Source organism: Nitrospira sp. CR1.1 (assembly GCA_014055465.1).
Classification (GTDB): Bacteria; Nitrospirota; Nitrospiria; order Nitrospirales; family Nitrospiraceae; genus Nitrospira_A.
Genome location: WIAF01000002.1, coordinates 88,214 through 100,567, shown reverse-complemented (window position 1 = coordinate 100,567; position 12,354 = coordinate 88,214). Strand labels below are relative to the sequence as shown.

13 protein-coding genes are annotated in these 12,354 nt (G+C 58.9%); 3 read left to right on the top strand and 10 right to left on the bottom strand.

Features of this window, described 5'->3' with window-relative positions:
* Positions 1 to 31: 31 nt before the first annotated feature.
* Positions 32 to 958, top strand: coding sequence for a dihydroorotate oxidase (locus GDA65_05060; protein MBA5862060.1), 927 nt, complete (start codon positions 32 to 34; stop codon positions 956 to 958).
* A gap of 41 nt (positions 959 to 999) precedes the next feature.
* On the opposite strand, the gene GDA65_05055 is transcribed toward GDA65_05060, so the two are convergent.
* Positions 1,000 to 1,335: a hypothetical protein gene (locus GDA65_05055; GenBank protein ID MBA5862059.1), complete on the bottom strand. Its 336-nt coding sequence runs from the start codon at positions 1,333 to 1,335 to the stop codon at positions 1,000 to 1,002.
* Positions 1,336 to 1,433: 98 nt separating this feature from the next.
* Here GDA65_05055 and GDA65_05050 point away from each other — a divergent pair, with 98 nt between their 5' ends.
* Positions 1,434 to 4,088 carry an FtsX-like permease family protein gene (locus tag GDA65_05050; protein MBA5862058.1) on the top strand — a complete coding sequence of 885 codons (2,655 nt, stop codon included), beginning with the start codon at positions 1,434 to 1,436 and terminating at the stop codon, positions 4,086 to 4,088.
* Here the strand turns inward: GDA65_05050 and bioB are convergent.
* The 8 genes from bioB to rplU form a co-directional block, all read right to left on the bottom strand.
* Entirely contained in the window at positions 4,079 to 5,110 is a 1,032-nt protein-coding gene (gene bioB, locus GDA65_05045; protein MBA5862057.1) for a biotin synthase BioB, read from the bottom strand. The two genes, GDA65_05050 and bioB, sit on opposite strands and share 10 nt — an antisense overlap.
* A gap of 100 nt (positions 5,111 to 5,210) precedes the next feature.
* Complete coding sequence (locus GDA65_05040) at positions 5,211 to 6,611, bottom strand: tetratricopeptide repeat protein (GenBank protein ID MBA5862056.1); 1,401 nt, start codon at positions 6,609 to 6,611, stop codon at positions 5,211 to 5,213.
* 1 nt (position 6,612) lies between these two features.
* Positions 6,613 to 7,113, bottom strand: coding sequence for a ribosome silencing factor (gene rsfS / locus GDA65_05035; GenBank protein MBA5862055.1), 501 nt, complete (start codon positions 7,111 to 7,113; stop codon positions 6,613 to 6,615).
* Positions 7,022 to 7,702, bottom strand: coding sequence for a nicotinate-nucleotide adenylyltransferase (locus GDA65_05030; protein MBA5862054.1), 681 nt, complete (start codon positions 7,700 to 7,702; stop codon positions 7,022 to 7,024). Before GDA65_05030 ends, rsfS begins: the two co-directional genes overlap by 92 nt.
* Before the next feature lie 78 nt (positions 7,703 to 7,780).
* Positions 7,781 to 8,902, bottom strand: coding sequence for a glutamate 5-kinase (gene proB, locus GDA65_05025; protein ID MBA5862053.1), 1,122 nt, complete (start codon positions 8,900 to 8,902; stop codon positions 7,781 to 7,783).
* The gene (obgE, locus tag GDA65_05020) at positions 8,884 to 9,915 is read right to left on the bottom strand and encodes a GTPase ObgE (GenBank protein MBA5862052.1); all 1,032 of its coding nucleotides are present in this window, start codon (positions 9,913 to 9,915) and stop codon (positions 8,884 to 8,886) included. Before obgE ends, proB begins: the two co-directional genes overlap by 19 nt.
* Before the next feature lie 128 nt (positions 9,916 to 10,043).
* A complete protein-coding gene (rpmA, locus tag GDA65_05015; GenBank protein MBA5862051.1) occupies positions 10,044 to 10,307 on the bottom strand; it encodes a 50S ribosomal protein L27 in 264 nt (87 codons plus the stop codon).
* Positions 10,308 to 10,328: 21 nt separating this feature from the next.
* Positions 10,329 to 10,643, bottom strand: a complete 315-nt coding sequence (rplU, locus tag GDA65_05010; protein MBA5862050.1) for a 50S ribosomal protein L21 — start codon at positions 10,641 to 10,643, stop codon at positions 10,329 to 10,331.
* Between the two features lie 211 nt (positions 10,644 to 10,854).
* Here rplU and GDA65_05005 point away from each other — a divergent pair, with 211 nt between their 5' ends.
* A complete protein-coding gene (locus GDA65_05005; GenBank protein ID MBA5862049.1) occupies positions 10,855 to 11,769 on the top strand; it encodes a branched-chain amino acid transaminase in 915 nt (304 codons plus the stop codon).
* A 227-nt stretch (positions 11,770 to 11,996) separates the two neighbouring features.
* Here the strand turns inward: GDA65_05005 and secG are convergent, their stop codons facing one another.
* Positions 11,997 to 12,350: a preprotein translocase subunit SecG gene (secG, locus tag GDA65_05000; protein ID MBA5862048.1), complete on the bottom strand. Its 354-nt coding sequence runs from the start codon at positions 12,348 to 12,350 to the stop codon at positions 11,997 to 11,999.
* Between the last annotated feature and the right edge of the window lie 4 nt (positions 12,351 to 12,354).

Below are 12,354 nucleotides of genomic sequence, written 5' to 3'. Positions count from 1 at the left end.
GTCCCAGCATCCTGCCGGAGAAAGGATCGGTATGAATCTCAGCACGACCATTGCGGGTGTAACCTTTCCGAGCTGTTTCATGAACGCGTCCGGGGCGCTCTGCATGACGCGCGAAGAATTGCTGGCCCTGGGACGTTCGCGGGCCGGCGCCATCGTGACCAAATCGATGACGGTGGAGCCGCGTAACGGGAACCCTGAACCGCGATATTACGGATTTCCCAGCGGGTCGATTAATTCCATGGGCCTTCCGAATCTTGGCTATCTGGCCTATGCGGAACTCATCCCGGAGCTCAAGCAGTTCGGCAAGCCTGTCATCGCCAGTATTGCCGGCTTGTGCGAAGACGATTTTCTCACCATGGCGCGGGTAATTAATCAGGCGAACCCTGATCTCATTGAGGTGAACCTGTCGTGCCCGAACATTCCCGGCAAGCCGCAAATCGCCTATGACCCGGTGGATTCAGAGCGGCTTCTGAAGCGAGTGCGGCCGCTCATCACGGTTCCGATGGGCGTCAAGCTGCCGCCCTATTTTGATCCGGCTCACCATGCGGTCATGGCCGAGGTGATCGGTCGTTGCGGCGTGGACTATTTGAATTTGATCAATTCCGTCGGTAATGGTCTTGTGATCGACCCGAAGCGTGAAACCCCGGTCATTAAGCCAAAGGGAGGGTTCGGGGGCTTGGGGGGAGCGTTGATCAAGCCTGTCGCCCTGGCCAATGTGCGCGCGTTTTGGAAGCTGCTCGCCGGGCGTATTCCGATCATTGGAACCGGGGGAGTCATGCAAGGAAGCGATGCGTTTGAACATGTTCTTTGCGGGGCCTCGGCTGTTCAGGTGGGCACGGTTTTGGTGGAAGAAGGCCTGGGGGTGTTCGAACGCCTGGAGCGTGAGTTGGAGGGAGAACTCGCCTCTCGCGGGGGGCAACGGATGGAGGCCTATCGGGGGCGGTTAAAAGAGTTGTGACACGTGGCGCGGGGTTCCGCGCCACGCGCTGTTCAGTCGGATTATCGAAATGCAAAGTTCTTGGGAAGGAAGCCCTGCTGCAGCGCCTGACGGAGCAGTTGGGCCACGTTGCGGACCTTCAATCGTCGCATCAGATTAAAACGATGCACTTCAACCGTTCGTACGCTGATATCGAGACGGCGGGCGATGTCGCGGTTGGTGTTCCCTTGCGACACCAGTTTGAGAATTTCCTTTTGCCGGGGAGTCAGTCCGTCTGAGCGTCGGGCGCGCACCGGCGCAGCCTTGGACAACTTCACGGGCTTTCGTTTCTTCGCTGCGGGCGAAGCTTTCGTGGCTTTCGAGGATTTTTTTGCTTGAGGTCGTTTGCGTAGTGCCATAAGAATTATGTACCCCAAATTCTACTGAAAGTAATCTTAGCATACCTGGGTAAATCTGTAAAAACAATTACTGGACTGTAAGGCGAACGAGCGTACAGATGTCGTTGGTTCACGCTGCTTTATTCAAGGTCTGTGCGCGCCTGGGATGGACACATTTGTCCACTCATCCGGGTCGGACAGCGTTGACCATGATCGGTGTCGGACTGGGAGTTGCGGCCACCATTGCCGTTCAAACGGCCAACGTGGAAGTTCTGCGGTCTTTTGAAGAGTCAGTCTTGACGGTTGCTGGTCCGGTCACCCTTGAAGTGTCGGCTGGAGAAGCCGGTCTGGACGAGCGGCTAATTACCACCATTCGGACCGTTCCCGGCGTTGGATCGGCGAGACCGGTGTTGGAGGTCGGCGTGCGGGTCATGGATGGCAGGACCCCACGGCAGTCGTTGCCGATCCTTGGTTTGGACCTCCTGGAGGAGTTGAGCTCAGAGGGAGGACGTGTCTCTCCCCCACCTGATGCGGGAGCGCGGGCTGGCGAGCGAGTCGCCTTGGACGACCTCCTGGCGGATAATGGCCTTCTGGTGGGGCAGGCCCTTGCGTCGGAACTGGGTCTTGCACCAAGGGCTCAATTGGCGCTTCAGAGCGGTGACCAGCAGGTGTCCGTCTCCATTATAGGAGTCATGGGGCGCCGCCCGGGCGCGTCTTCAGCCTGGGACCGCATGGCGGTGATGGATATCGCGGCGGTGCAGCGGACCTTCGGGCTCATCGGTCGTCTCGATCGCATAGATGTGGTCACGTCGCCCGCTGCGTCTGTCGAGCAGGTGGCGGAGGCGATCGGGAAGGTCTTGCCCCCGGCTGTCACGGTTCGCCGTCCGATCCAGCGTAGCCGGCAGGTCGAGTCGATGGTCGGGGCCTTTCAACTGAATCTTACCGTTTTGAGCATGGTGGGGCTCCTGGTCGGGATCTTTCTGATCTACAACACCGTTTCCTTTACGGTGGCACAGCGACGGCGAGAGGTAGGGATTCTGCGCGCGATCGGCATGTCGGAACCGATGGTCGTCGGCCTGTTTCTGGCGGAAGCCGGAGTGTTCGGGGTGGCGGGCGGACTGCTGGGGGGGGTACTCGGTCTGTTGCTGGGCGATGTGCTGGTCGCGCTGGTCGGCCGGACGATCCATGATCTCTATACTCCGCTGTCTCATTCGACCGGAGCCGCCGGTTTTCCTCCCGGGTCGGGCCGGTTGTTGGTCGAAGCGGTGATGATTGGGAGTGGAGTATCCATCCTGGGCGCACTCGGTCCGAGTGTGGATGCCGGACGCACCATTGTGGTCGCGGCGCTGGCGCCGGGTGAATACGATGTCGCTCAGCGCGTCCGTGCGGCTTCGCTGGGCCTGGCTGGTGGAGTTCTGTTAGTGATTACCATGGGATGCGCATTGGCCGGTCCGGTCGGTGGAGTGCCGGTATTCGGGTATCTTGCAACCTTTTGTCTGCTCGCGGGTTTGTCCTGCCTCGTGCCTAGCCTGATGCTGCGCCTCTGTCAGACCAGGGAATTGGGCGTTATGTCCCAGACACCCACGTTGGGAGGGGCCATACGGCATATCGCCCGCGAGCAGACCAGCCGGGGGATGGGGCGGAATGCCGTCACGGTATCTGCTTTTCTCGTGGGCGTCGCGATTATGGTCGGCGTGCTGGTTATGATTCGAAGTTTTCGCGACACGGTTGAAATCTGGATCGATCAGACCGTCATGGCCGATTTTATCGTCGCTCCCGCCGGGTGGCCGCACGCAGTGCGCAGCGGGACGTCGAGTCCGGTGCTGCCTGGTCACTGGCGGGCCCGGTTGGCCAGTTCACACCTCGTCTCAGCGGTTGACACGTACCGTGACCTGCGCATCGACCTGCACGGAAGGCCGGTCTCGCTGGTGTCCCGCGATCTAGCGCTTCATGCAGCCCGGAGCCGGTATCTTTTTGTGGAAGGGGAGTCTGCGGCAATCCTGGCTCGTGCCGCGGCCGGGGAAGGCGCAATTCTTTCAGAGGTAGTCGCGAATCATTTGGCGGTAGGCAGGGGAAGCCGGTTGTCTATTGTGACGCAGAGGGGCGAGCAGTCCTTAGAGGTGCTGGGCGTGTTTTATGACTATGCCACCGATGGGGGCAAGATCGTCATTGACCGTTCGTTGTATCAGCAATGGTGGAACGATGAGGGGGTGACCGTCTTTCCTGTCTATGTCGAATCGGGTGCCGATATGGAGAAGGCCCGAACGGCCATTCTTGACACCCTCGCCAGAGCCTCAGCCGGAAATCTCATGCCGACTCTGTTGAGCAATGCAGAGTTGCGCCAGGAGATTCTTCGAATTTTCGACCGGACGTTTACCTTGACCTATGTGCTGGAGGCCATCGCCGTGATCATCGCGACGTTGGGAATCATCAACACATTGGTCACATCGGTGGTCGAGCGGCGGCGTGAATTGGCTACCTTACAGGCGTTGGGCAGCAGCCGGGGGCAGGTGACGGCGTTAATTCTCTGGGAGGCCGGCTATTTGGGATTGCTGGGGACAGCGATGGGATTGTTCGGAGGGGCTGCCCTCGCGCTCATCTTGATCCGGGTCATCAACCGGCAGTCGTTCGGCTGGACAATCCAGATCTCCTGGCCAGTTGGCCTCATGGCAGAGGTTGCTGCCTTGGCATTGGTGGCATCCCTCCTTGCCGGGTTCTGGCCGGCCCGCTGGGCCGCCAGGCAACCCTTGGTCGAGGGGCTTCGTTATGAATGAAGGCCGACAGCCGGCTCCGCGGCTGGAGTGGCGCCCTGTGTCGGGAGCGCGTCCACTTGGATATCAAATCCCAGGTCTTCAATCATGCGCCAGACTTCTGCGGCCGGTTGGCCTGGAGTGGTGAGATACCCATTCACAAACACGGAATCTGCCGGATAGAGCGCCAGGGGTTGCAGGCTGCGCAAGTTATGCTCGCGGCCGCCGGCGATACGAAGTTCCGTGCGCGGGTGAAGAAAGCGGAATAGGCAGAGGGCTTTCAGGCAGCGCTGCGGCGTCAGGGGCGTGCAATGCTCCAGCGGTGTGCCGGAAGCCGGATGCAGCATGTTCAGGGGAATCGAATCCGGTTTGACCTCCCGAAGGGCAAGCGCCAGATCGATCAAATCCTCATCACCCTCTCCCATCCCGACAATGCCTCCCGAACAGATCTCCAGACCGGCCGTCCTCGCATGTCGAATCGTGGCGAGCCGGTCTTGAAACGTGTGCGTGCTGCAGATTTCCGCGTGATAGGCCTCGCTCGTATTCAGGTTGTGATTAATGCGATCCACACCGGCGGCTTTGAGGTCTTTCGCCTGGCGTTCGTTGAGGAGTCCCAAGGAGCAACAGATTTGGATCGGGACTTCCTGCTTGATGGACCGGACGGCCGAGGCGATATCAGCGATCTCCCGATCCAGCGGGCTGCGTCCGCTGATGACGATGCAGTAGCGTTGAGCTTTGGCGGCGGCCGCGCGGCGCGCGCCGGTTATCATTTGATCTTGCGGCAGCAGGCCATACCGCTCGATGGGGGCCGTTGACACGGAGGATTGCGAGCAGTACCCACAGTCTTCCTGGCAGGCGCCGCTCTTCGCGTTCAGAAGCATTTGAAGACGAACAGTCTTGCCGAAATACCGCTCACGGACCTTGAAGGCTGCCTGTAGAAGTTCGAGCAACCGGTCGTCTGGTGTGTGCAATACGGCGAGGCATTCCTCTGGGGTGAGCAACTCATCCCGCAAAGCCTTGTCGGCCAGGATCGTAAAATCAGTCATGCACGCTACTCCTCGAAAAGACAGACTAGCCTTTGCTCCACGATGGGGGCGTACGAGGCTGAGGTCTTATCCGTGAAAAGAAAAAAGGGCGGTGGAAACCCTACACGGTTTCAAACGGAGATGCAATGCCTTGATAGGGGACGGCGGGGATCCGTGCCGTCTGCCCGTCCTGATCGGCACCGGACTTGGCACTGTCTCTCCAGGGCAGGGCGACATAGGTATTCCAGCGGCCGCACCGGCGGCACCGACCTGACCATTCGGCCAACTCATGGTGGCATTGGGTGCATTGGTAGGGCACGACGACACGTTTCTTGAAGCCCAGGGCTTTTTTCAGTTCGCCCACCGCCTCGTCCATGTGTTGTTTGCGAAGGTACAGATTGGCCATGATCTTATGGTAATCGACAAGCTGTTCCTGCGTGCCGTCCAGGGTTGCCAGCACGTCGTACGCCTCATCCACCATTTCGAGCCGGTAATACAGCTTGCCCAGGTAGAACTGGATCACGGCATTGTGCGGATCCTGCTGCAGGGCCTCCTGGTACACACGGATGATTTCATCCGGCTCTCCGAGCTCCAGAAACAATTCTTCCAGGCGGTGCAGGATGATGACACTGCGCGTCTTGGCGTAAATCTTTTTGAGGATTTCAACCGCGTTCTTGATTTTTCCCTCACGGACCAAGATCTCCCCGATGCCGATATAGGCCGGCAGGAACGAACGATCTTTTTTGATCGCGCCCCTGAAATACCGGCGGGCCTTGTCCGGGTGCCCTCGCTCCAGGAGTTGCCGACCCACTTCATACATGCAGCCCAGCAGAAGATTGGCCTCGGCCCGGCGCTCGCTTTCTGGGAGGTTCGCTTTGACCAACCGGTGTTGGATCTCCAGCGCGTCGCTCCATTTTTCGAGTTTGATCTGCAAATCGCGCTTGCGGATCAGGGCCATTAGATTGTCCGGCTCGATCCGCAGAATATTCTGGAGTGTCTGGAGGGCCTCTTCATAGCGGCGGGCGCCTTCCAAATCCTTGGCTAATTCGAGCAGCACCTCCACATTCCGTTCTTCAATGCGGTAGGCCTGCTGGTGGAGCCGGATGGCTTCCGTGAAATTGCTTTCGGAACGATAAATATTGCCGAGCCACAGCAATGAGTCGGTCCGATTGGGATCGATGACGAGGGCGCGCTCAAACAGGCTGACGGCATCGGCTGTTCGCTTGGACATGAAGGCGTGCGTTCCATCCCGGTGGAGAGCGTCCACCTTCTCCTTGCGGCGTACGAGGCGATTCGTGCGCCAATTCATGAAGACGTGCGACGTTTCCTTGATCGTGACGATGAGGGCAACCACCGTGGCGCCCAGGGCCATCGAGAACAGCACCAATGAGACGGGGCTCAGCTCAAAGAGGGCGTCGGGACTGGTCCGGACCGTGATTGTGCCAGGGTTCAGTTCGCGGAAATAACTGTAGAGAAAGATGCCGACACTGACAAGGAAAATCGTGGAGAGAAGCCGAAACATGCTAGACCCGTTTCCGGGTGCGGGCAGTCCGGGCCGTTGTGCGTGCCGGTGGAGCCACCTTCACGGCGCGCTCTTCCGGCAGCTTGACCTGTCCTGCGTCGCCCCACAGTCGTTCGAGGGCGTAGTGTTCGCGAATATCCTTCTGGAAGATGTGAACGATGACGTCACCAAAGTCCATAACGACCCACTTGGCTGACGACGCCCCTTCAACACTGAGCGGCGGATGCCCTTGGGCCTTGAGCACATCGCCGACGTGGTCTGCGATCGCCCGTGCTTGACGTTCCGACTCGCCGGAGCCGATGACTAAGTAGTCGGCGATAGAGGTCAGTTTGGCGATATGCAGGATCAGGACATCGGTGGCTTTCTTGTCCAGAATGGCGGCAGCCACCGCGAGAGCTTTGGCTTTTGTCTCAGAAACGCTCACGGTCCTCCCTGTATAACCCCTCGCGAAGTATATAGGATTCGACCAGGGTGGGCAACAAATTTGCCAGAGGACGGCCATCGGACACGCGTGCTCTGATGTCCGACGCAGAGCTTTCACAGGGCGGCAGCCTCAAGAATGTCAGCGCCTGACCATTTTTGAGCGGCACGTCCGCTCGTTCCAGCCGCCCGGCATCCAGCGCGATCAGCTCATCGGTGGGAATTTCAGGAAAAAACGGCATGGAGGCCACTGCCAGGAAGGTCGTGGACGGTCTGGAAATGACCACGAAATGGCAGAGCGTCAGAAGACGTTCCGCTTCCTTCCAGGAGGGAAGGTCCAGAAACGCATCGAGGCCAATGATGAAAAAGAGCGCGGCGTCCGCCCCGTATTCCTGTTGAAGCGCGCGGACGGTATCGATGGAATAGGATTTGCCGGTCCGGCGGATTTCCATGTCCGTGAGGGTGAAGGCGGGCTGATCTTGAATCGCCAGTTGGACCATGTGATAGCGATGGTGTGCGGAAGCCAGGGTACCCGGTTGTTTGTGCGGGGGATCACCGGTCGGGATGAACAGCACCTGATCCAGATGCAGGAGACGCCGTGCCGACTGCGCAATCAACAGATGGCACCGGTGAATCGGATTAAAACTGCCGCCCAAGAGTCCCAGGCGCATGTGGGCTCCATCTCAATTCGCGAATATGCGGCACGTACGGAAGCACAGCCCTGGCAGCCGGCGCCTAGACCTGAGCCGTTACAGGATCACCAGGTTGTCGCGGTGAATGACCTCTTCGTACTCCTGGAGACCAGGGATTTTCTGGATGTCGGCAGTCTTAAGCCCTTTGATGCGGGTCAAGATCGTGGATGAGAAATTGACCAGGCCTTTGGCGCATTCTCTCCCGTCAGGTCCGGCGCAGGTGACCGCGTCGCCGGCCTCGAAGTGGCCGGTAATATCACGGATGCCCGAGGCCAACAGGCTTTTGCCGTTTCGCACCAGCGCCTCAACGGCGCCCTGATCCAATTGCACGTGCCCGCGGGGGCGTAACGTAAACGCGATCCAATGTTTTCGGCTGTTCATGCGCCGTTCGCGGCCGAGAAACAGGCTGCCGCCTGGTTGCCCTGACAGCGCATCCGGAAGCAGGCCTGTGCGTGTCCCGTTCAGGATCAAGGTCGCCACGCCATATTCTCCCACTTTCTTAGCGGCGCGTACCTTCGTCGCCATGCCGCCGGTGCCTTCAAAGGTGGAGGACATGCCTGCACGTTGCTCGATGTCCTCCGTGATCTCTTGAACCAGCGGAATCAGTGTGGCCTGCGAATCTTTGCGAGGATCGGCGGTGAAGAGTCCGTCCACGTCAGAAAGGATGATCAGCAGGTCGGCATCCACCAGGTGAGCGACCTGGGCCGCCAGCGTATCGTTGTCTCCTACGCGGATCTCCTCGACCGCGACGGTATCGTTTTCGTTAATGATGGGAATGACGCCGAATTTGATCAGGGTGGTGAGGGTGTGCCGGGCGTTCAGAAACCGCCGGCGATCCGCGAGGTCTTCATGGGTCAACAACACTTGGGCCACGCGAAGAGAGAGGCGTTCGAACGCCTTCTCGTAGGCCCACATCAGGAGGCTCTGGCCGACCGCGGCGGCGGCCTGTTTGATCGGCAGGCTTTTGGGATACTCCCGTAACTGTAGTTTTTTGATGCCAGAGACGACCGCGCCGGACGAGACAACCAGCACTTCGCGCCCCTGTGCCCGTATCTGGGCAATTTCGGTGGCGAGTCGCTCGATGCGCTCGGTGCTCAGGCCGGATTCGCGTGACGCGACCAGACTGCTTCCGATCTTGATAACCACTCGTCTGGCTTGTTTTAGGAGTTTGTCTCGCACGGGGTTTTCCGGAGCCGCTCCACCTGCTGGCCCATGTAGCGGATACACTCGTCCAGCCCTTCCCGCGTGGCCGCCGAAATGGCAAAAAATGAAATCTTGCGCCGTTGGCAATATGTCCGAAGCCGTTCGAGCCGTTCTCCTTCGCCTTTGACGTCGAGTTTCGTGCCCACTACGGCAAAGGGGCGCGCGGCGAGCGCGTCATCATAGGCAGAGAGTTCGTGGCGCATGACCTTGAGACTTGCGACCGGGTCCTCAGTGGCCCACTCTGAAATATCGATCACATGGAGCAACAGGCTGGTGCGTTCAATGTGCCGGAGAAATTGAAAGCCGAGGCCCTTGCCTTCGTGGGCGCCTTCGATTAATCCGGGGATGTCCGCAATGACGAAGCTGTGGTCGCCGGGCGATCGTACGACACCCAGGTTGGGTGTGAGGGTGGTAAAGGGATAGTCGGCGATCTTGGGACGTGCCGCAGAGACGGCGGAGATCAACGTCGATTTTCCGGCATTCGGGTAGCCGACCAATCCGACATCGGCCAGGAGTTTCAAGTCGAGGCGCAGAAGGCGTTCCTCACCCGGCGTGCCCGGTTCGAACTGAGTCGGGACACGGTTGGTAGAGGTGGCGAAGCGAGTATTGCCGCGGCCCCCCATTCCTCCCCTGGCAATGACACAACTCTCGCCATCCACGGTCAGGTCCGCCAGGAGTTCCTGGGTATTCTCGTCGACCACGATGGTGCCGACCGGGACAGGAATACGCACATCGGCGCCGCGGCGCCCATGGCAGTTGCTGCCGCCGCCGACCTCGCCCTTTTCCGCCTCGTAATGTTTTTGGTACCGCAGATCCAGCAGAGTGCTGAGCCGAGTTGTGGCCTCGACAATGACGCTGCCGCCGTCTCCGCCATCCCCGCCATCCGGGCCACCGCGCGGGACAAATTTCTCGCGACGGAAGCTGCAGGCCCCGTTGCCGCCGTGTCCGGCTTTGACCAGGATTTGAACTTGATCGACAAATGTAGACATTGCAGCGATCCCCCACCCGGCATCATTTATTCAGAGGCCACAATATAGCGTAACCGCCGGCTCATGGGGGCTGCTGCGTGAGCGAAAGGCATGTGTTCCGAGGAACAAAGACCGAAACTGAGGAGGGATCAGGCCTTCGCTGTCACCGGATAGACGCTGACCTTCTGTCGGCCGCGGCCGCCTTCGAACTTTACGACACCGGCGACGTAAGCATAGAGCGTATGATCACGGCCTAGGCCTACGTTGAGGCCGGGGAAAAACTTCGTCCCGCGCTGACGCACAATGATGGAGCCGGCCTTGATCGTCTCTCCTCCGTAGGCTTTGACGCCGAGGTATTGCGGGTTACTGTCACGGCCGTTTCTTGTCGAACCGCCGCCTTTATTTGTTGCCATGGCAAACTCCCCTTCGAGTCGTTACTTCGTTGCGATCTCAGTGACCCGCAGCTGCGTAAAGCCCTGCCGGTGGCCTCTGGTGCGGCGATAATTCTTGCGACGTTGCTTCTTGAAGACCGTGATTGATCTGGTGCGTCCCTGGCGGATGATTTCCGCCGTGACGCGCGCGCCGGCGACGACCGGTTGGCCGACCACCAATCCATTGTCGCCATTCACCAGTCGAACCTTGTCGATCTGCACGGAATGGCCGACATCGCCCGGGAGGGACTCCACCTGAAGCACGGTCCCTGTTTCCACTCGATACTGTTTCCCGCCTGTCTCGATAATAGCGTACATGTGCGTCCTTCTCCTCATCAGCAGAACGTGGGTGTTTATCATAGCCTCGGAGAGGGTGTCAAGAATAAGTGCTGGCTTGGTGGGTGATGGCGGGCAAAACCGCAAGAAGGAGCTCGGTCGGACGGCGCGGTGTCCGAACATTACTGCGGGTCTGAGTGTTGGCCGGCTGTTGCCTTGACGCTCATCGCGAGCCGCTGGTATTATCCCGCGCATGTTACAAACCAGCGAAAAAATATGGATGGATGGGAAGTTTGTGGCGTGGGCCGATGCGCAGGTGCATGTGCTGACGCACTCGCTGCACTATGGCTTGGCCGCCTTTGAGGGCATCCGCTGCTACAAGGGAACAAGCGGATCGGCTATTTTCAGGCTGCCTGAGCATGTGGACCGGTTGTTTGAATCGGCGCACATCGGCCTGATCGAGATGCCCTACGACCGAAAGCAAATCACCGACGCCATTGTCGAAACCGTCAGGGTGAACCGGCTAGAGGCTTGTTATATTCGGCCGCTGGTCTATATCGGGTACGGCGCCATGGGGCTGTATCCCGGCGAAAATCCCATTAAGGTGAGTATCGCCGCGTGGAAATGGGGTACCTATCTAGGGGACGAGGCTCTGCTAAAGGGGATTCGCGCCAGAGTCTCTTCATTTACGCGGCACCATGTCAATGTGTCCATGACCCGCGGGAAAATTTCCGGTTATTACGTGAATTCCATCCTTGCGAAGCGGGAAGTCAAAGCCGATGGGTACGATGAAGCGATCATGCTCGATCCCGAAGGATATGTGGCTGAGGGGACGGGGGAAAATGTCTTCATCGTGCGGCGTGGCGTGTTGAAGACCACTCCGTTAACTTCGATTCTGGAAGGGATCACGCGCAACTCCATCATTCAACTGGCGAAAGAGCGTAACATTCCGGTGGTCGAGGAGCGATTCACCCGCGATGAGATGTATGTGGCTGAGGAAGTGTTTGTGACAGGGACTGCAGCGGAACTCACGCCAGTGACGGAAATTGATCAACGGCGTATCGGCAGCGGAAAACCGGGGACGATCACGCAGACGTTACAAAAGGCGTTTTTTGATGTGGTGCGCGGCACCGATGCGGCTCACCGGCAATGGCTCACTCCCGTCTAGCAGGTCGCGACAATCCTCGATTGATCTTTTGATTGAATCATTCGGCGCATCAATGCGGGGTGTGATAAGACCCCTCTCCTCACGCATTCCCTAGTTCTACCTTTATCCTCCATGTTCAACCAGCACAATACCCGGGCCAGTGGCCGCGGAGTTTTGCAGCCCATGCGAAGCGTTTGGCACTGGCCGATCGGGTTGAGTTGGTTCGAAGACAGGTGGAACGGAAAGGCTTAGTGGGAACCTTCGCTGGAAGAATGCGAGTCCTTGGCCGGTGGCGTTGTGGTTTCCGCCGGTGTGGTGCTGGGGGTTGTTGCGGCAGGTTTCTTGTTGAGGTCGATGACCGTCGACGAAAAGTTTCGGTCCTTGGCGATAATAGCCAAAGACAATGACGTGAACATGAAGACGAACGCGGTGATGACCGTGAACTTGCTCAGGAAGTTCGCCGGCCCCCGGCTTCCGAACACGGTTTGGCTGGAGCCGCCGAATGCCGCTCCGATTTCAGCGCCTTTACCGGATTGCAGCAGAATGGCTCCAATCATGAGCAGGCAGACGATGACATGAATGATGACGAGCAGTATGTACATAGTG

Coding starts and splice junctions, on each gene's coding strand:
- GDA65_05060 (MBA5862060.1), top strand. CDS start 32: ATGAATCTCAGCACGACCATTGCGGGTGTAACCTTTCCGAGCTGTTTC.
- GDA65_05055 (MBA5862059.1), bottom strand. CDS start 1,335: ATGGCACTACGCAAACGACCTCAAGCAAAAAAATCCTCGAAAGCCACG.
- GDA65_05050 (MBA5862058.1), top strand. CDS start 1,434: ATGTCGTTGGTTCACGCTGCTTTATTCAAGGTCTGTGCGCGCCTGGGA.
- bioB (MBA5862057.1), bottom strand. CDS start 5,110: ATGACTGATTTTACGATCCTGGCCGACAAGGCTTTGCGGGATGAGTTG.
- GDA65_05040 (MBA5862056.1), bottom strand. CDS start 6,611: ATGTTTCGGCTTCTCTCCACGATTTTCCTTGTCAGTGTCGGCATCTTT.
- rsfS (MBA5862055.1), bottom strand. CDS start 7,113: ATGGCCGTCCTCTGGCAAATTTGTTGCCCACCCTGGTCGAATCCTATA.
- GDA65_05030 (MBA5862054.1), bottom strand. CDS start 7,702: ATGCGCCTGGGACTCTTGGGCGGCAGTTTTAATCCGATTCACCGGTGC.
- obgE (MBA5862052.1), bottom strand. CDS start 9,915: ATGTCTACATTTGTCGATCAAGTTCAAATCCTGGTCAAAGCCGGACAC.
- rpmA (MBA5862051.1), bottom strand. CDS start 10,307: ATGGCAACAAATAAAGGCGGCGGTTCGACAAGAAACGGCCGTGACAGT.
- rplU (MBA5862050.1), bottom strand. CDS start 10,643: ATGTACGCTATTATCGAGACAGGCGGGAAACAGTATCGAGTGGAAACA.
- GDA65_05005 (MBA5862049.1), top strand. CDS start 10,855: ATGTTACAAACCAGCGAAAAAATATGGATGGATGGGAAGTTTGTGGCG.
- secG (MBA5862048.1), bottom strand. CDS start 12,350: ATGTACATACTGCTCGTCATCATTCATGTCATCGTCTGCCTGCTCATG.